This window comes from Epilithonimonas pallida (assembly GCF_900182975.1).
In the GTDB taxonomy this organism is placed as follows: Bacteria; Bacteroidota; Bacteroidia; order Flavobacteriales; family Weeksellaceae; genus Epilithonimonas; species Epilithonimonas pallida.
This window is the reverse complement of the sequence record NZ_FXUO01000005.1, coordinates 267088-286412: the sequence shown is the minus strand read 5'-3', so window position 1 is coordinate 286412 and position 19325 is coordinate 267088. Positions and strand designations below refer to the sequence as shown.

Here is a 19325-nt window from a genome sequence, read left to right as displayed (position 1 = left end):
TAGAATCATTAATTAAGCACTCTTTAAAGGATGCTGAAGATAGATAATCAACAGATTAAGCAGCAAAAATGGAAGCTCAACCATTACACCTTTGAAGTCTTTATCTAATAAATGAAAACAGATAATCAGCAAAATTCCCGCTGCCATCAGAAAATTTCCCCAGACAAAAGTTTTTGGAAAAAGAATTAATACTGCTGCAAGAATAGTAACAGTTCCGTTAATCATCAGTCCGGTTTTTCCAAAACCCCATTTTCCGAACATCTCCATCATTTCAGGCTTTCCGGAAAATATAGCATATCCTTGTTTGAAGCCCATAAAAACGGCAACCAGAATCAGAATTCCATTTATAATTTTAAGTATCATCGTAATTAATTTTTTAAGTTTTAGTAATGAAAGCCGAATACATTGTTCCGCCAAAAACAGACTTTCTTTCGCCTATTTTTTCAATTTTTGAATAACCAAATTGACTGAATAACAACTTCAACTGAACAAAAGGAATTGGATAGGGCTCCCACTGGTTCGGAACCGAATGGTCGTATTCTACAATGATCCATCTTCCGTTTCCTTGCTCAAAATATCCTTCCAGCTTTTGAATTAACCTTACCTTATTTTTTACAAAATGCAGTGCATTGGCTAAAAGAACCCCATCCAGAGAAGGAATATTCAAATCATTATTTTCAAAATCGGCCTGTTTAAAATCAATTTTTGATTGATGATAACGTTCTGAAAATTCTTGTCGAATTCTGTCAACAGCAAGTATTTTACTTTCCGTTGATAATTTTTCGGCCAAGGCATAAGTAAAAGTTCCGCTTCCACAACCTAAGTCTGCCCATATTTCAGGCCGGATTGAGGTCAATTCTGGTAGCAATAATTTAGCTTCGCCGATCTCCATAAAATAAAAATTGGGAATTGAAGCTTTTCCAATTCCCAACTTTGAAAGAGCTTATGAATACTCTATTACCTCGTCGTGTATCCGCCGTTAGCGAAAATAGTCTGACCAGTGATCCACCATCCGTCAGTTACTAAAAACTCTACCAATGGGGCAATATCTTTGATATCGGTAAGACCACCTAATGCGGAAGCAGACTTGTGATAAGCCACAGCATCATCAGCTTCCTGACCATAGAAAAATGGCGTATCCATTGGTCCGGGCGCAACTGCTGTTACAGAAATACCTCTGGCTCCGAATTCTTTAGAAGCCGCTCTTGTGAAGTGCTCTACTGGTGCTTTCATTCCAGCATACGTAGAATAAAGACCTGTGTAAGCCGCAAGAAGAGACGTTACAATCGTACAGATTTTCCCGTGATCAGCTACTTTTTTACCAGCTTCCTGCAGGAAGAAATACGCCACCTTCGAGTTGATATCAGACATTGTATCGTATTCTTTCTCTGTAGTTTCTGTAAAAGGCTTTTTCAATACCATCCCAACCGTATTGATAGCGATATCAATAGTTCCGAACTTACTGATGGTTTCGTCGAAGAATTTAGTTATGTTTTCAACTTTCGTAAGGTCAGCCTGAAATAAAAAAGCTTCTGCACCTAAAGCCTGAACGTCGGCCAAAGTTTTTTCGCTTTCTGCTCTTGAACCCTCACTATTGTAATGAATTGCTAGTTTTGCACCTTTAGCAGCAAAGTCTCTGCTTAATAATCCTCCAAGATTTTTACCACCTCCGGCAATAAGGACCACTTTCCCTTTCACATCGTGTTTTGACATATTACTTATTATTAATTGTTAACAATACAAATATGAAAATTTACAGTTATTAAAGCATGGTGAACTTTTCGGATGTTAGAATAATTTCGGAAATCATTACATTGTTTTTCTGAATTGTCCCGGAGTTATCCCAGTCCATTTTTTGAAAAATTTTGAAAAGTTAGAGGGATCATAAGTCAGTGATAATGAAATCTGTGCAATAGAAGTTTCTTTATTTTTCAATAATTCTTTAGCTTTAGAAATGATTTTCTCATCATAAAAATGGCAAGGATGCTTACCCATTTCTTTTTTTATCGTATCCGTCAAGTGTTGGTGGGAAATGGCAAGTCCGGAAGCAATCTGATTAAGTTCCATAAACTCTGAAGCTTTCCCTTCAACAACATCTGAGATATGCTGATCTAAAAATTGAAAATATTGTAATGTAATTTCTTTACTTCGGGAATTGGTTTGAATTTTTTTTTCCATTCATTTGTGCTTTATTAATAAAATATATAAAAAAACAGTCCTTATTAATATATAAGGACTGTTTTTGCGATCCGGACGGGACTTATCAGTTTTCAAATCAGCCTTTATTTATAGTACTTTGCGTAAGCGATTTTTTTAAAGACTCCTAATTCTCCCCCTCCTATTTTATTACAATTTGTAACATCTTATGACTACTCAAATTTAAAGAAAATCCTTGACCTATGCAATAAACAACAAGGTTAATCGGTGATAAATTCTTTTAGATTTTCGTATTCCAGACCGGTGAATTGGCAGAACTCCTGAACAGAAACAAACTGGTGCTCCTGCTTGTTCAGAGCTATCATAATTTTACGGATTAGGTTACGACTATACCTTTCACTACGCCCTGTAATTCTCTGAACGTCTTTTGGGTAAATACAAAGTCGCTGCATTCTCTTTTTCATACTCTATCCATACTTTTGGTTGGGAGTTACTATACTGATTCTGCGGTGACTATACAAATGTAAAATAATTCTTTTTCTTTCCCAAAACGAAACTTCTTACCATTTCGACAAAATAGGTCTGTAGCGGCACCTAAACTTGTATTGAATCTGCATTTTATGAAATTTTGTCTTGTGAATTCACCAAGGTTTGGGCGGATGTACCTCTGAACATCCGGAAATCAATCTAATAAAAAGTAAAATAATGGCAAGACAAAGAAGTATTATCAAACTCGACGGAACGATCGGAGGTATTACCTTCTATAAGTCTAAAGATGGTTATTTAGCCAGAGAGAAAGGCGGAATCCCCGCGGAGAGAATAAGAACCGATCCCGCCTTTCAAAGAACCAGAGAAAACGGAGCGGAATTCGGGCGTGCTGGAAAAGCAGGGAAAGTTCTGCGAAATTCTATTAAACAGCTTTTGCAGAACGTAAATGACAGCAAAATGGTAAGCAGACTGACCAAAGAAATGGTAAAGGTTATCCAGATGGATGCTACCAATCCAAGAGGACTAAGAAACGTTATCGACGGCGAAGCTGAGTCGAATGTAATTCATAACAAACTATTTCTGATTCAACATTTTCTCGATATCCTGATAATTGTAATACAGTGTTCCGCCGACTTTGGAATATCTTAATGTTCCGCTGATACGGAGATTTTGTAATGTTCCGGAGGAGATTTTCAGAAGCGATTTGACTTCTGAAGAGCGCAGCCACAATTTTTGTTCTGTGGTTTTGATATGGAATAAATTTTTGATTTCTTCTAATAATTCCATTTTGAATTCCTGAAGGTCTTCTTTAGTGATGATGTTGACTGCCATAATTTTAGTTTTAAGATTATGGTTTCAAAATTGTGGGTTTTGAATGGTTTTAAATCACAACGGAGGTCGCGTTGGGTATGAAATTTTATCAAAAAGATTCATCGGTATCATCCATTCTTTTGAGAAGATTATTTTTCAAGGTATCCAAAAACTTTGTCCGGTTTTCTTTTCTTGCCCTTATTTCCAAGAAACTCCGGCGGTATTGTCCTAAATCTATATCCAGATTTTCTTCAAAAAAATCAGCAATTATTTTAAGGTCTGCTGAACCATTATTGAAAACGCCCTCCGTCTGTAATGCATACAATAACTCTGTAAGTGCTATTTTGGAGCCCGTCCATACCAGTTTTGCGTTGGGGTTGCGTTGGGTATTCAGTTTGTGATTTTTTCTATCTAAAGTTAGTAATCTGTCTTCCAGATATAGTTGCAGCAGGTCGTGGACAAGAATTTTTGCAATTTTAAAATCGTGTGAAGTCGTGAAATTGGGGTCTGCTTCATAATAAAAATTATCAAGGCTTTGTTTGATATCAAAAGAGCCTCTTACAAAATATTTATAATCTAAATAGGTACTTTTAGTTCGATAATATTTGTAAAAAATCCAGGTTGTCATCAAAAAATCGTTTCAGCTTTTCCAATTCATTATTATAATATTTTTTTATAATCCGTCCACTTCCGGAAGGTTTCTTCATTTCTATTCTATAAACTGAATTGTAATAAATTCTCTTCGAAGTAAACTGGGGCTTCACTTCCTTGAAAAAAAGTATCTCTTCATCTTCAGATTTGAAGCCGATCTTTAAAACTAAAGCTTTTACTTTTTGTAGTGACTGAATAATTATCCATAGAGATCTTTCGCATTTTAGAACTGTATCATCTACCTCCAGATCAATAAAATTAAGTTGTTCCGTAAGGTTGTGGAGTACTCGTCCTATGTTGTTAATCATTTGTTTTTTATCATTAAAAAAAGGAGACTTAGCAGCCTCCCTGTATTAAACTAAAAACATCTTTTTCCACTTAGCCACTGTATTCCTGCTTAATTTAAAATGATTTGCCAGTTCGCAGTTATTAAGTTTATATTTTTTCTGGTAATCCAAAATATTGAGGATATCAGACTTTTTATAAGAGCGATGCTTTTGATTGAATTGCATGGATTCTTTGTCCTTTCCGAAAATTCTTTGATTGAGCTCAATAATATTTAAAACGGATAAATTTTCTTTACTAAGCAAAATTCTACACTCTTCTTTTTTATGAGGATATTTTTTCTGAAGGATATCTAAATAAATATTCTTGTAATCTGGTCTAGCCATTCTTTTACTTTTTATCACATATTTTGATTCTATCCAATACCAATATAATAGTCCCTAACTCTTCCTCTATAAAATATAGGTAAAGCCTCTTTTTATAAAGCCCGAAAAAACGCCTTTTAATGATATAGATATATTGTTCGTCACACTTGCTCACTAATGGGAATTTCAGAAAGGCTTCTATTTCTTCCCGGGTTTTCCCAATGATTTCTTTTTCAAAAACCTCAAAATTGCTGCTGTTTATATCCATTTTATTCCCTGGATTATTATTTCTTTATTTTTCCATACATAGATACGATTGATTTACGTATCACAATATCATCTTCAAATTCTATGTAAAGAATCTTTTTCCTTCCATACCAGGTCTTAGATATTATGTAATACCAGATATCGTCCGGATAAAAATTGAAATCATCTCCCAGCAGATCTATGATTTCAGATTTTGTTTTTCCTACAAGTGATAAATGCTCTATTTTTCTTTCGTTATTTTTTCTTTTTTTCATCATAGAATAATTTTGTGTATTTACATGATATCTGTTCTGGAATAAAAATCCCAAACTACACCATTGTTATAACACTTTACATATAGCTTTTTTTGAAATAGCCCAAAAAAGTAAGTTTTCATTATGATTTCATACTGATTTTTATATATCCATTTCGCAGAACAGTCAAAAATACTTTCTAGTTCTTCCAGTGTTTTTCCGATATATTTTTCATTCTTAGCATTCATTTAAAAATTTCTAAATATTTTATATTCAGGAGTTTCATTCTCATAATAAAAAATATATTGGTACTCTTTCCACAGGAAATACCGGATAATAGCAACATCAACCACTATATCTTCATCAAAAATAAAAATGACTTCATCTCTGAAAATACTCCAGAAAGGAGCAGGATAAAACCAGATTTCGTTATCCGAATGCCGAGAAGGTTTTCCCCAGATTTTGCTGATATTTTCTTTTTGCAGATATAGGTATGTACTAACTATTTTTTTAAATTTCCGTATTTGCTTATCCATTTGTAAAGAGTTGTTTTGGGAATTCTGTAACGGTCCATTATCTGGTTTTTGGTCATTGCTCCTGTTATTATCTGTTCAAGAATAAAGTCTATAATTTCCCTTGTATAAAGATTTTTACGAAACTGTGGCAATAACTTTTTTTTGTTTTGCTGATTTTCGGATTTTTCGATTACTGCAGGTGGCGCAAATAATATCAAATGCTGTGAATAAAGCCTGAAAAAATCATACTCTAAAAGTTTGCTCCATCTTAAAAGGAGTTTCACATCCAGGCTTTCGGATTGATACATCTGTTCAATATCCCGTTCACTGCATTGAAAAAAATTGGATATACGCTGGACACTAATACCTGATTCTTCCACACCTTTACGTATGACATCACCGATATTAATGTTTTTTAAATCTACAATCATAGAATTATTATTAATTTTTCTGCATAAGCATAGTGATTACTATATAATTTGAACACCTTTGAATCAGTGTTCGGTGTGCTTACTTACGAGAGTTTAGAAATATATCCGAAAATACCTTTCACGACTAACGAGCGTGAAAGATATCCTTCGGATGTTTTCCATCATTTACATTCTTTTAAAAATCCGTTGTAAAATACCGGATATAGAAGCAGGCTTCCAAAAAAAACAAGATACATATTCGGGAAAATGAATGAACCAAATTTCAACTTAAATGAAGGGTTTAATTTCATCACATACAATTTTAATAAAGAAACCCCCGAAACAATTCTTTCCCATCATTCGTTTTATTTTTGGTTATGAAAATGGGGGGCTTCAGTTATTAAATTATTTGTAATTACTTATTTCCAATAGCTCCAGTTTGCCCCGTCATATACCGCTAACATATCTGCTGTGGTGTCATATACCATTGTTCCTGCAATTGTTCCTTTAATATTTTGATGAGGATTTGCTACCTGAGGCAACACCAGGGCTTTGGTTGTGGATTCTAAAACCAATACACCCGGTTTAGCTGTGATATCGGCGCCTATAATGACCCCCGCGGGATTCGAAATCACATCAGCCCCTGTATTTGAAAAAGAATGATTTACACCTTGGTTTTCATCAGTCAATAATGTCCAATCTCCCAGGTTACCGTTGTTTTTTCCTTCCCAGACTTCCACTGCTTTTTTTGTTGTGTTAAAAATAAAAGTTCCTCCTGATGCTCCCGGAGCCGTGTTTACCGACGGTAATATGATTCCTTTATTTTCCGTGCCAAATTCCAGCAAAACACTGCTGTTGGTAATGTTTTGCTTGCCTATAGCGACCTGCGCTTTTGTTTTCTGTACTATCAGGAATATAAAAACACCTGATAATGCTATGATGTATTTTTTCATTTTCTATTTTTAAAGTGAAGTAAAAGGCAGAGCCTGTCATTTTTTAATCCTGACAAACTCTAACCTTCCAACTAATAACACGTTTTTATTCGTTGCAACCTCTTTTTATACAGTTCCATCCAGTACGTAAAGGTTCGATTACCGGCGTAGTAGCGCCTCTGTACATTTGAACACATTGAAGATCTGTATTATAGATCAACATCCCATCTATGGCAATTAAAGCATCTCTCTGAACAGTCGTCATATGGGTAATCACGAAGCCTTTTTCCGCACTATCCATTACGATGTGCCCATTCGGTACATTTTCCGGCCAGCTGATATTACCCGTTTTGTTGGTAATGCCGGCTTTGGTAAGAACCCCCACCTTAGTATAGCCATCAGGAGTTCCCGGCATGCCAGGTTTTATACATTCACAAGGAACTGTATTGAGCCCATAACCGTAACCGGACAGTTTTGTAGGGCCAACAACTGTTTGTGTAGCAATTACAGTATTGCTACTCGCGGTGTTCCAAACTATTGTATTAAAACTCATAACATTGGTTGTAACAGGATCAAATAATTCAAGTTCCTCCAAAGCTGCGTTATCACTTCTTTTACCGTACATTTTCACACTTCCTGCAGGACTTATCTGCACCCTGATAACAGGGCTGGAAGCAGTACCATTCATCATCCATATTGCAGGAACACTGCCTATCTGCCACTGCGCACCGTCTGCCTTGAAACGGATATTGGGAGCAGACTGGGCAGAAGTACTGAACTGCATTTCCTGCGGTGCCAGCAAAGTCCCGTTGATATCCATATTAAAAGAATTATCTAAACTATAGATATCCAATATAAATCCATAATTGGCAGCAGGTTGTGTGAACGTTTGGGTTACAGGATTGCTTGGAGCATTCCCATTATAGTTCCACGAAAATGATTCTCCCGAAACAGATTTTGTGCAAATTTCAGCAGTATTATTACAATTCGCATATTCCGGGTCTGCCGCTGTATAGTAAGAGACAGTAACAGGATTAGATGCAGCTGGGGTACCACAGTTAGCAAGCGATGATACATAAAATGCATAATAAGTGCCTGCTGTTACAGTTGTGGGATCTGCTACTTTGTTTGCCGGAATCATTGTGGAGCTCGTGTACCATTCCAAAGTATATCCAGACGGTAAAGCAGATGTATGTGCATTAGCTAAGTTTGCTGTACTGCCAGAACAAATTTTCAGGTTTTGAACGGTTGGAGCAGATGGTACTCCAATAGCGCCACACAGATTTAGAATACCTGTATTAGTAAAGTTGTATGTGTTTTCCGTGGCATCTACTGATGTGCCGTCTCCCATACTTCCATTAGTCCTATGTCCTACATAGCCATATCTTTGACTGCATTGCTTCACCGCAATAGATGTATGCCCGCCGATTTCTACTGCCATTATTACATCTGTGGCATTTAAGCCCCCTGGCATATAAATAGGGTCATAGTTTGTACTGTTTGCCGTACCTCCAATCATCATACTGCTGTTTCTTCCCCAGGAATATAATTTACCTGAGCTGGAAATAGCACTTACACTCGCAATATTATAATTATCGTGCTCATTCGGGCTGATCCACACAATGTCGTCCATAAAAGTACCAGAATCTGTACTACCCCCAACAATAGCATTAGGTTTATGTACCTGTACCCAACTGGTTCTCGCTGTTGTAGTAAAGTCGCCTAATTGCCTGTAATTATTATTCCCCAAACTATATAGACGTCCATTTGTACCTAACAAATAATAAGTTGAGCCACCACTATCGTGAGCTGTCATACCAATCATTTTGGGAGTAACCGGTAAATTTGGCATTTCTGTAGCATACAGCCTCTGGGTTTGAGCGGTACCATTTCCTAAATAGGTTTGCTGTCCCCAAGTGTATAGTTTACCGTCATTGGTCAATGCTATCATCCCCCAAGTAGAGCCTCTAACTGCAACCACATTGGTTAAAAAATCTGTTGCTCCAGCACCTGTTTTTACTCTATTCCACACAGTACCAGTATTGGAAACTGCCCCATTTCCATTTCTGTTATTTGCAAAAGACAGCATATAAACATCTCCGTTGTTGGTTACTATCGCCAATGCTCCATAAGTGCCAAACATCATTTTAACATCGGTAGGTACTATCCCAGAAGGCATACCGTTAGCTTGTCCATTGATAGTCACTTTAGCAAATCGTCTATTAGTAGGAGAACCGTTTAAGGTACCTCCTTTTAATACATCGCTTAATAATGCTCCTGCATTTCCTCCGTTAGGATCCGCACCATTACGCCCCCAAACCCATAATCCATCCGTGGTAAGTATGGCATATTGCATCGGCGCTCCAGATATAGCTCCATTACTACCTGCTGTAAAGTGCAGGATAGTACCGGTGTAATTGTAGCCATTAGCTGGTGTAAGAGCTGTAGGAACTAACTGATCTGTGTCACCATCCGGCTTAGTGTCTTCGCCCCATATTTTGACAGTACCATCCGTCTCTCTCGCTATTGTACCGTGAAAAGACGAAACAATATTGTCATAATACAATGTATTCGAGTCGCTGCTGTTTAAAAATGTGTTTGGATTACAGGCTCCGGTAGTACCTCCACCTCCAGAAACTGTCACAATATTGTTCGTTAAAATATTATTGCAACTCCCACCAAGCCCATTGTTTGTACATTCATATTGAGCATCTGTTGGTGGCACAGCCGGATTAGGATTGGTAGCATCAGGATCTGTTATATCATTGGTACGAAGAATGGTTGCCTGTACCTGTTTGCTTCCAGGAGTTATAGCAGCATTAGCAATCAATGTGATGCTGTATGTGATCTCACATCCGTTAGGCAGATTCAATGTAGAAGAATATGTACGTGTAGTTACATTGTAGGTTAGCGCAACAGCCTGGCTCCCACATCCATTCCCTGCAAATGTAAACGACTGCGGATCAAATCCAATGGGTATTATAAATGTAAAAGGAGCTCCTGATACATTACTAGGTCCATCATTTTTGACTTTAATAGTATACGTAAGATTATCACCTGCTGCAACAGAAGTTTTATTAGGAGTAATTTCAGAAATTTTAAGGTCGGCACTTTTTACTTCTACATTTGTATTAACCACAACAGGCGAACTTTCTATAAAAGCCCAGGTATCCAAACCTGAATCATTACCAAACATATTTCCAGTTCCGGTAACACCTGCACCAAATGTATGTCCGTTAGTATTACTACTGATACCTGCACTATTGGTAGGGGGTAAATGGCTATTGTTTTTTGGATTTGAGGATCTTGGATTTGTTCCTACAGTTCCGTTAGGCACATCAGTATCATCCCAATAAATCAAATCCGAAACAACATTATTCAGATTATTGTGATCCAAAAGTTCAATTTTGATACCATTCTTATTATACTCAATGTCAAAGAACGGGAAATGCACTTCTCCTGTCTGCATTTTTACAGAAACTTTAACAGGTTGATTACCTGCCGGAAGATCATTGCCATTCCCATCTTTACCATCCCATAATACATTATTTGCACCTATCGAGGCATTTCCTGTGAGTATTCGTGTTACAAATGCTGCTGGAAGAGCAGTACTTTCCAATGTTATGGAGTATCTACCTGCGGCTGCTGTTGTAAACTGAATATTGCCTCCTTTGTTACTAACCTGACCTGGCGTTCCTTCCACTCCTACTACACCGACTCCTGAAACATTGGGAGATACTACGGCATTCTTTACCCAGGTAGAACCACCCGGAACTGCTCCTGTGGCAGATATTGGAAGGTCGTTTGCGGGTAATGTATAAAATAATTTGTGAGTAATATGCATATTATCTGCCGTATTCGGATTTTTTATCTGTGCTAATGTAGTCGCATTAACAGCAGCCATACTTTTGTATAAAGGAACACCTGTTACCGAATTTACAAAACCGTTATTGTTAGCAAATAGCTGGAAGAACATCCCATTGATGCCGTTACCATCAATCCTATAAGTATAGCCATCTTTTGTTAATACATATATTTTTCCGTAAAAACCATTTGATTCGGGAAATTGCACACTGCTTGATAAACAGAAAGTATTGGTATATACCCTTCCCGGTATCCAAACTGTATTTGCGGCATCTCTTACAGAGACATCCCACGCATAAATATTGCTGCTGCTATCTTGAGTCCAAGTACCATTAGCATTAATAGTGGTGTTGAATGGTTCGGAAAAACCACGTGCAATAAATTGTACACGGTATATACCGGTTGTGGTAACGCTGTATTGTATTGCTGCATACCTGTTTCCCCCGGTAGCTTCTCCCGGATAGAGAGGCCCTGCCAACTCGGCATTCCTGTTACTGATCTGCCCGTTATTAGTGTTATTAACGACCTCTGTTCCGTTAGGAGCGTACATCCTAATACGACCGTTACCTCCATTTTGTGCACTGGAAGCCAGCGTAATAGTTTCACCTGCAACGGCATACACATAATGAGTCCCTTCGTTAGGAAAAGGCCAACTGGAAAGCCACCCATTATCGGTGGTAGCCGAACGTAAATAAGCACGGTATCCAGATACTCCATTTGGATAAAGATCCTTAGAGCCATCAGCAAAAAGATAGTTGCTGCTACATACCATCATTATTATAAGTATAAGCTTGAATGGTTGTAAAAATTGTAAATTATTTTTTTTCATTTGTTATGATTAATTGTTCATTTTTCTCAGAATACAGACATAAGTATCCTGTATCTCTTAAAAAAGAGATATAAAAGATTGAAATTCAGATAATTTTATGTTTTAGAATAAGGAGGAGGCCTCGACCTAAATGTGTTTAGAAATGGAAAATTTAGGAAATAGGGAATTGTTTTTATTTTAGTATTACTACATTCTGAGTATATGTAGAGGCAAGTGTTTTCTAAAAATGACAATGCCAGATCAAGTTTTTTTAGATTTGTGTTAGAACCGGAGAGGACGGCAATTATATTTTCGGTCTGTCGAATAATGATATTACTTTCTGTAGCTGATTTGTATTGATAATTGTATACTTGATGACTGTAGTTACCCAAGGATTTTATTTCTTTTTGGGCTATCAAATCCGGTATAAGCTTTTTCGGGTTTCCATTGCTTTCTGAAGCCTGTTGATTTACATAAACAATCTGTGCATTACTGTTTTCCAATAGCTGATAAACCAATGCACCTTCGAGAATGTAAATTTTAGAATTTTTATTTACTGGTTTTGGAGTTAAATGTTTACCTGTATTTAAATAAATAATTGAATCAGCATGAAAGAAAGAAGAATCTTTTACATAGATAAATGCATCCCCCTTAACATATATCTGTCCATAAAAACATTGCGATAAAATGATGAAAAACAGAATAACAGCTACATTAGCCCGAACTTCAGGAAGTAGCTGAATAATTTGTGTTCTATGTTTTTTTGTAATCACTTGGTTTGTTTTTTATCTGCAGCACAGATGGTATGCAAACCTAATATTTTCAAATACTTATAAAAAGAGGATGATTATCCGTAATCGGGAAGAAAAATGAAAGAAAAATTTATTTTTTCTGAAAAAATAATCAAAAAAACCTTTTCATCCCCTTTTAATAGCAATAATCTAACTTTCTATAATAACCATAATTTCAGAAAACTGGTGTGATTTTTTCGGAAATAATAACCCGGAATTAATAAAAACTATCAAATATTATAGAAACTTGATAATTTTTAATCCCCTTTAGTCTTCAATTTATTGATATAATCTGATGGTTTTTCGTTAGTATAAACGTGAAATGCTTTGATAAATGCATTATAGGAGGCGAAGCCCACCATATCAGCAAGATGGTTGATCTTGTAGTTTTTGAAATGCCTGGTGTTATTTAATTCATCTACAAGGAATTCTATTCTTAAATCATTCAAATATCTTGTAAAACTTTTGCTTTTGTGGTTTTTTATAACAACTGAAAGGTATTTTGAATTGCATTGAAATTGATTGGAAAGAACATATAAAGAGATCTCTTTATCCAAAAACTTTTTTTCAGCTTCAAATTCTGCCAGTTTATTAAGAATATGATTTTCTGTTTCCTTATTAATATTAATATCCTGTGTTTCCATTTTCTTGGCTTTAACTTTTTTCTTTCGCCATACTATAACTGCAACAATAAAAACTGACAGGATAACACATATACAAATGAGTATCCAATTTTTTTTAACCAGCATTGTATTTTCTTTTGAAACTGCATTTTCAATTTTAGAAACAACTACTTTTCCGTTTTGAGATTTCTCCCTATACATATCCTGATACAACTGCGTATAGTATAATGCATTTTTACTATCTCCCAATTGGGTGTAACTCTCAGAAATTCTTCCCAGTATTTCCATTTTCTTATCAAAAAACTCATTGTTTTTACAATAACTGAGTGCTTTTTTGTAGTTAATTATCGCTTCTGTGTGTTTTCCTTCTTCTGAAAACAAAACTCCTTTCTGATGATAGATGAAAATCATATGTACAGGCTGGCTCATATCCGCAAGCTCCAAAGCTTTATTTAAATAATAATGTGCAGAATCAAATTGCTTAGTGGCTGCATACTCATAACTCAGGTTCGTATAGGCTGTAGGCAGTAATTCTCTTCTTGACGACACATCAGATATTTTGTTATAAGCAGAAGCTGCTCTTTGTGCTGTTTTAACTCTCTCAGATTGTTCCTTATCAGGATTATAAAGTAAAAGCATCGAACTGTAGACTTTACCCTTTATTGAATATGCCTCATCATTTTCCTGTCCTTCTACAAAACCGATAGCCTTATTAAAAGCTGTTTTAGCTTTTTCCACTAATCCTATTTTGGCATATTCAGTTCCCAGCATACGCCATCCCAACGCTTTTCCTTCCTTATAATCTATTTTATCCGCAAACTCTATCGCAGAATTAGAATAATGAATGCACGAATCTGAATTTCCCGTATGGAAAAAAGCAAAGCCTATACTGTAGCTAATTTTTGAGGCCAATTTTAAATCTCCTGCGTAAATTGCCTTCTTTTTGAGAAACCTTCCTTCTTTTATAACTACTTCAGGTGAAGAACTCGATTCTTTTTTTAATTTTTCATATTCATCAGATAAATTATCAGCTGACTGCCCAAATGTATATGAAGCAAACATTAAGAAAAACAGGATAAGAAGATTTTTCATAGTTATTAAGATATATATTAGTCAGAATCGGGAATTTACTATTATAAAAACAGAAAATGTAAGTAAAAATCCAAGCCCCAAATTATTAACAGTTAAAGTTTTTTCAAATATCAGTCTTCAAAAGCATACGCACAACAAGAGATAGGAATTTACATCAAAACATATTTTACTTTTTCCGAAAAATATGCTTTTTCATCCAAATTAGTGCATTGGAATTAAAAGACAAGAGGATAACTATGGTGATTATATACTTAAATGTACTAGATAATATCTTTATGTAGTATTGGTTTTAGAATTAAAATACAAAGATTTGATTGATCGCTGGCTTTTTACTACTTTATATTTTTGACATGGTATGTCGAAATATATAGTTGCCTTTAACTTGGTGATTATATACTTGAATGTACTAGAATATCCCTATGCAAAGTATGGGTTTTAGATTGAATACAAAAATTTGATAGACCATCGCCATTTGACTATTTTATATTTTTGAAATAGTACATCGAAATATATAGTTACAAAAATTTATAGAACTGATTTAGATCACTGTCCATTAAGGTCAACCGTTTTATTCACATATATTATTCCATTGAATGCAGAAGTATAATCCATTTTTGCTTCGAAGCCCAGGTCAAGCAATCTTGCAGAGAACCACGGATAGCCGCTTGGCTTACCTTGCTGTTTTGGTAAAGGAATAAAGAGCACATTACTTTTTTTCTTGTTTAAATACCATTCCAAAGAACCTTCTCCTGATTTGGGAACCTTTGCTGTTTTGGTAAAATCTGCGTGGAAATAATCGTTCCCAAAAAATTTTGGTGAAAAATTACCCGTACCAGAAGTTATCGCCAATGAGTATATCTGATCTCCAAACGTTCTGAAGATGTCACTTCCAAAATAGGTAAACCCTTCGTAGGTGTTGTTGTCATACCAATTTTTTGCAAAATCTTTATCAAATGATGCATACGTATTTACATCCAGAACATTATGGTTATTATGAGACCATACCATAATTTTTTGATCAGGGAATACGTGCTTTGCGAGAAAGATGAAATTCTTTGCCATTAAAATATCCCTGTTTTTACCCTCAATCAGCATATCAAACAGATTCCTGATATTGTTGATCTCAATGAGCCATATTTGACGAAGCTTATTTTCTTTGTCGTTGAACATGACGGCCTCCTCAATATTGTTGATTTCTGAATGAAAATTTCCGGCATTAACAGAATCTTTCTTTGAGCGAAACTCATTTTGTAATATGTATTCCAGGTCTTTTATAAAAGAGCGGTAAGTTTTGGATTCGGTATCATGACCGGTAGTTTTCGCCAGCTCGGTCAAGTTTCCAATTAATTTTGTTTTGGCAAACTTCCCGGCATGTCGTGGATCGAATCCACCTATTTTTAATGGATTATTACCTGTCAATTCACGGGTGTAATATTTCCATAAATCCTGACTGACAGCACTTTCAGACCAACAGGTATATATATTTTCTTTGGATGAAGCAACGATACCTGATGGATCTTTCAAATTAGCGACATCAAACATGATGGAATATAAATCGGCTTCGAACAGAAGAACATCAAATTGCTTTTTTTCATGGAGATACTTTACTAATCTTGTTTTCATTGAGATTGCTCCTCCATCTCCATGACTGGGTTCTCCCAACAGCACTATCCTTGCATCACCTATTGATTTCCCGATAGCTTCGAGGTCATCAAAATTTGTATCATCGGGAGATCTAGAACCTATCTTACTACTATTATTGTATAAATCATCCAGATATAACTTTGAAAAGTCAGTAACTTTTGACTGTGCGAAGTTTAAAACAGGAACAACCAGCATGAGCATTGCCAATTTTAAATTTTTCATTTCAGTTTGAATATTAGATTTTTGCAAAAATATACAAAAATGGTTTAATAAAGGTGTTAATAGCGAAAGATTGCACCAATGTCAACGTAGTGAATATGTAGAAAATTCTAAGAAACAAAGTGATATTTTTTTAGTAAATACATTTCCAATCTCAAAAACTAAAATGCCTGATGGTATAGCCTATAAAATATAGTTGGCAAACTTTCACTTCAGATCTGCTCCAGAAAAAGTTTTTATGACAGGACTCCCACTCTTAATAATATAAAGAACATCATTTCAGCATAAAAAATATAAATCTTAAATCTATTTAATTTTAATCACTTCACTGATTGGATTCCCAACATTACCGCTTGGAAACTGGATATGTAGCAAAGCTGAAATTGTGGGAGCAATATCGGTCATATAATAATCAGTATTACTTTTACCATTTCTGATTCCCCAACCCATAAAAATAAGTGGTATGTGAGAATCATAGGAATTCCACGCACCATGGGTAGTCCCTTTTTTTGCATAACTTGGAAGCATACCATCACGTGGAACAATTTGTACATCACCACTTCTTTTCCAGTTGTAGCCTGCAATAGCCCGTGATTTTAATGGCTCAGCAATAGGAGTTATTGCTGTAGCTTTCAGGTCAAACGCAAATAAAATCTCTGGTTTTTTATTTAAATAATCAATGACTATTGATTTTACCTTTTCTGTATTTAACCCTTTTTCATTTATTGTAGCATCATTAAGATAAATCTGATAATTGTCTATACCTAAAACAATTCTTTCAGACTGATACTTTTTTTGCAATTCCTCTTCTAATGATCTTTTCAGATCTTCGTCAAAGAAACCACTTGGTATCTTATTCGATTTAAGAAAACCTTCCGAATTAGCCCCGCCATGATCAGCAGATAAGAAAACCAAATAATTATTTTTCCCGATCTTCTCGTCAAGCGTTTTGAAAAATGCAGCCAGATCGTTGTCTAGTCTAATATAAGTATCCTCAACTTCGACAGAATTAGGGCCGTAAGAATGCCCTATATAGTCCGTAGATGCGAGATTGATTGCCAGAAAATCTGTTTCATCTCCTTTTCCTAATTCATAATGATCCAAAGCAGACTTGGCAAACTGTAGTGTAAGTGTATTTCCAAAAGGAGTTGTTCTTATAACTCCTTTGTTCTTCGAATAATCTGTCATCAGGTTTTCATAAGGAAACACAGGTTGTTTTGCACTTCCAACCGGCTGTTCCCATAACACATTATCCTGAGTACTTTCTGTATACTCATTTATTGGTAAAATGGTATTCCAGCCATTAGACAGAAATTTTTCAGGATGCTTTTCATTATTGAAATCGTTGACCCATTTTGGCAGTTCATTCATATAATAAGTACTGGTAATAAAATTCCCGGTAGAGTCATCAAACCAAAATGCTGCCGTTGGATTATGCCCGGCAGGTAAAATAGAAGCACGGTCTTTCAATGAAACACCTACCACTTTTGATCTGAAATTACTAGCAATTCTTAATTGATCAGTAACTGTGGTTGTCCATAAATTAACGGGAGAATGACTACCATTTTTCCTGTCATCAGAACCAACAGGTGCTACATTCGGATCCGCAGTACAATAAACGCTTTTTCCGGTTTCTTTATCGAGCCAATTATTCCCAATAATACCGTGAATTGAAGGAACAGATCCAGTGTAAATTGAAGTATGCCCAACAGCAGTTATGGTAGGAATGTAAGGAATATGAACATTATTGAGAGAATACCCCTCTTTCAACATTCTTTTAAAGCCGTCTTTACGATATTTTTTTTCATAACGGTAGAGATAGTCCCAGCGCATCTGGTCAACAACAATTCCTACTACAAGCTTTGGTTTTTTGATCGTACCAATTATTTTTTTTTGCGCATTTAATCCTGTTAAAGCAAAAGATATAAAAAGTACTTTTATGGTTTTATCAAACATATAATTTAATTTATTAAAAATCAGAATACAGTGATTCTAAAATAATAGCCAACATTTAATGCTAACACTATTTTTTGAGAAGTGTCATTTATCAACCTGTTTCTCGTTAAGCCAAATTAAAAATTGGTACAGACAACGCCGCCAGGTTAGCCATTCGTGATAAGTATCCTGTGATTCATACATTTTGAAATTGGTATTTTGTTTTTCCAGTTCTGTTTGAAGTGAGTTTTTGAAATGATAATATCTCTCTTTTTCTTTGTTCCCGATCCCAATAAAAAATGATTGATTTTGAAATGTGGATGTATTTAGTAATTTAAAATCATCTACTTTGCTACCACCATAAATTACAGGACTGAAAAGCCCAACTTTAGAAAAAATATCAGGATAATCATTACTAATTTTTAAAGCCTGAAAACTACCTCTTGATAAACCTGCAATATAAAAATGTGTAATATTGCAACGTTGTTTTAATGGCAATAAAATAGAATCTGTCAAATTCTTTTCAATAGAATCTATATTTTCCAAAGTAGAAGTTTCAATATCAGCATTTGTGTTTCTTTCGATATCTCCTTCAGCCAGCAGAACCATTATAGGATCAATTCTTTTTTCAGCAATAAGGTTATCTAAAATATATTGAATTCTACCCTGATGTATCCAGCCCGTATTATCCTCACCGGCTCCGTGGTACAAAACTAAAAGAGGATAAGCATTTTTACTATTGAAATTGGCTGGATAATACATATAATAATTTCTCTTTACCAGTCCTTTCGAAAAATAATTATGTTTTCTGATCTTACCTTTGGAAACGTTTTTGTTTTTAAAAAAATCTTCACCCGAATCTATTTCAAAACCATTTACAAATGAATTGTATGCAAAATACTTTTCACGTTTTGGAATTAGATATTTTTCATTATCCGCCTCTATCCAAAAATAATGGAATCCGATAGGTACGGGTGAAGTTATTATATTCCAATATCCGTACACATCTTTTTGTGTACGGATATTTAGATTTGAAAAAACATCACCGCCTTTCAGCTTAATGCTTTTAGCAGTAGGTTTATAAAACCTTATCTTGACCTGGTTGGCTTTATCAACAGCAATACTGTTCCGGTTTAATATAAGATTACTGCCCTTTACTATTTTTTGAGCATCAATGCTGATAGCTGTCCGTAGTATTATTATCAGGCAGATGATCTTTCTAAACATATTTTTAA

At 35.3% G+C, this 19325-nt stretch carries 20 protein-coding genes and 1 pseudogene; 1 reads left to right on the top strand and 20 read right to left on the bottom strand.

Annotation, left to right across the window (positions count from 1 at the left end; translation table 11 throughout):
- Positions 1 to 12: 12 nt before the first annotated feature.
- The 4 genes from QOL71_RS11800 to QOL71_RS11785 form a co-directional block, all read right to left on the bottom strand.
- Positions 13 to 363, bottom strand: coding sequence for a DoxX family protein (locus tag QOL71_RS11800; protein ID WP_283417108.1), 351 nt, complete (start codon positions 361 to 363; stop codon positions 13 to 15).
- 13 nt (positions 364 to 376) lie between these two features.
- On the bottom strand, positions 377 to 892 hold the full coding sequence (locus tag QOL71_RS11795; RefSeq protein WP_283417107.1) for a class I SAM-dependent methyltransferase: 516 nt from the start codon (positions 890 to 892) through the stop codon (positions 377 to 379).
- 65 nt (positions 893 to 957) lie between these two features.
- Positions 958 to 1713, bottom strand: coding sequence for an SDR family oxidoreductase (locus tag QOL71_RS11790; protein WP_283417106.1), 756 nt, complete (start codon positions 1711 to 1713; stop codon positions 958 to 960).
- A gap of 96 nt (positions 1714 to 1809) precedes the next feature.
- Positions 1810 to 2178, bottom strand: a complete 369-nt coding sequence (locus tag QOL71_RS11785) for a helix-turn-helix domain-containing protein (RefSeq protein WP_283417105.1) — start codon at positions 2176 to 2178, stop codon at positions 1810 to 1812.
- A 684-nt stretch (positions 2179 to 2862) separates the two neighbouring features.
- Here QOL71_RS11785 and QOL71_RS11780 point away from each other — a divergent pair.
- Positions 2863 to 3198: pseudogene (locus QOL71_RS11780) on the top strand (hypothetical protein); the annotation flags it as partial.
- A gap of 21 nt (positions 3199 to 3219) precedes the next feature.
- Here QOL71_RS11780 and QOL71_RS11775 read toward each other — a convergent pair.
- The 16 genes from QOL71_RS11775 to QOL71_RS11705 form a co-directional block, all read right to left on the bottom strand.
- Positions 3220 to 3477, bottom strand: coding sequence for a helix-turn-helix domain-containing protein (locus QOL71_RS11775; protein ID WP_283417104.1), 258 nt, complete (start codon positions 3475 to 3477; stop codon positions 3220 to 3222).
- Positions 3478 to 3565: 88 nt separating this feature from the next.
- The gene (locus QOL71_RS17675) at positions 3566 to 4084 is read right to left on the bottom strand and encodes an RteC domain-containing protein (protein WP_346772097.1); all 519 of its coding nucleotides are present in this window, start codon (positions 4082 to 4084) and stop codon (positions 3566 to 3568) included.
- Entirely contained in the window at positions 4047 to 4415 is a 369-nt protein-coding gene (locus tag QOL71_RS17670; RefSeq protein WP_346772096.1) for an RteC domain-containing protein, read from the bottom strand. The genes QOL71_RS17675 and QOL71_RS17670 overlap by 38 nt, the downstream gene beginning before the upstream one ends.
- Before the next feature lie 45 nt (positions 4416 to 4460).
- Complete coding sequence (locus QOL71_RS11765; RefSeq protein WP_283417103.1) at positions 4461 to 4796, bottom strand: helix-turn-helix domain-containing protein; 336 nt, start codon at positions 4794 to 4796, stop codon at positions 4461 to 4463.
- Entirely contained in the window at positions 4783 to 5025 is a 243-nt protein-coding gene (locus QOL71_RS11760) for a hypothetical protein (RefSeq protein ID WP_283417102.1), read from the bottom strand. The genes QOL71_RS11765 and QOL71_RS11760 overlap by 14 nt, the downstream gene beginning before the upstream one ends.
- A 16-nt stretch (positions 5026 to 5041) precedes the next feature.
- Positions 5042 to 5281, bottom strand: a complete 240-nt coding sequence (locus tag QOL71_RS11755) for a hypothetical protein (RefSeq protein WP_283417101.1) — start codon at positions 5279 to 5281, stop codon at positions 5042 to 5044.
- Positions 5282 to 5298: 17 nt separating this feature from the next.
- Positions 5299 to 5505: a hypothetical protein gene (locus QOL71_RS11750; protein ID WP_283417100.1), complete on the bottom strand. Its 207-nt coding sequence runs from the start codon at positions 5503 to 5505 to the stop codon at positions 5299 to 5301.
- The gene (locus tag QOL71_RS11745; RefSeq protein ID WP_283417099.1) at positions 5506 to 5793 is read right to left on the bottom strand and encodes a hypothetical protein; all 288 of its coding nucleotides are present in this window, start codon (positions 5791 to 5793) and stop codon (positions 5506 to 5508) included.
- Positions 5760 to 6203: a transposase gene (locus QOL71_RS11740; protein WP_283417098.1), complete on the bottom strand. Its 444-nt coding sequence runs from the start codon at positions 6201 to 6203 to the stop codon at positions 5760 to 5762. Before QOL71_RS11740 ends, QOL71_RS11745 begins: the two co-directional genes overlap by 34 nt.
- 398 nt (positions 6204 to 6601) lie before the next feature.
- Complete coding sequence (locus tag QOL71_RS11735) at positions 6602 to 7135, bottom strand: hypothetical protein (RefSeq protein WP_283417097.1); 534 nt, start codon at positions 7133 to 7135, stop codon at positions 6602 to 6604.
- Positions 7136 to 7220: 85 nt separating this feature from the next.
- Complete coding sequence (locus QOL71_RS11730; protein ID WP_283417096.1) at positions 7221 to 11807, bottom strand: hypothetical protein; 4587 nt, start codon at positions 11805 to 11807, stop codon at positions 7221 to 7223.
- A 95-nt stretch (positions 11808 to 11902) separates the two neighbouring features.
- Positions 11903 to 12559 carry a hypothetical protein gene (locus QOL71_RS11725; protein ID WP_283417095.1) on the bottom strand — a complete coding sequence of 219 codons (657 nt, stop codon included), beginning with the start codon at positions 12557 to 12559 and terminating at the stop codon, positions 11903 to 11905.
- 275 nt (positions 12560 to 12834) lie between these two features.
- The gene (locus tag QOL71_RS11720) at positions 12835 to 14292 is read right to left on the bottom strand and encodes a helix-turn-helix domain-containing protein (RefSeq protein ID WP_283417094.1); all 1458 of its coding nucleotides are present in this window, start codon (positions 14290 to 14292) and stop codon (positions 12835 to 12837) included.
- 543 nt (positions 14293 to 14835) lie between these two features.
- A complete protein-coding gene (locus QOL71_RS11715) occupies positions 14836 to 16158 on the bottom strand; it encodes an erythromycin esterase family protein (RefSeq protein ID WP_283417093.1) in 1323 nt (440 codons plus the stop codon).
- A gap of 303 nt (positions 16159 to 16461) precedes the next feature.
- The gene (gene pafA / locus QOL71_RS11710; RefSeq protein ID WP_283417092.1) at positions 16462 to 18111 is read right to left on the bottom strand and encodes an alkaline phosphatase PafA; all 1650 of its coding nucleotides are present in this window, start codon (positions 18109 to 18111) and stop codon (positions 16462 to 16464) included.
- Between the two features lie 84 nt (positions 18112 to 18195).
- Positions 18196 to 19317, bottom strand: coding sequence for an alpha/beta hydrolase-fold protein (locus QOL71_RS11705; protein ID WP_283417091.1), 1122 nt, complete (start codon positions 19315 to 19317; stop codon positions 18196 to 18198).
- Positions 19318 to 19325: the final 8 nt, after the last annotated feature.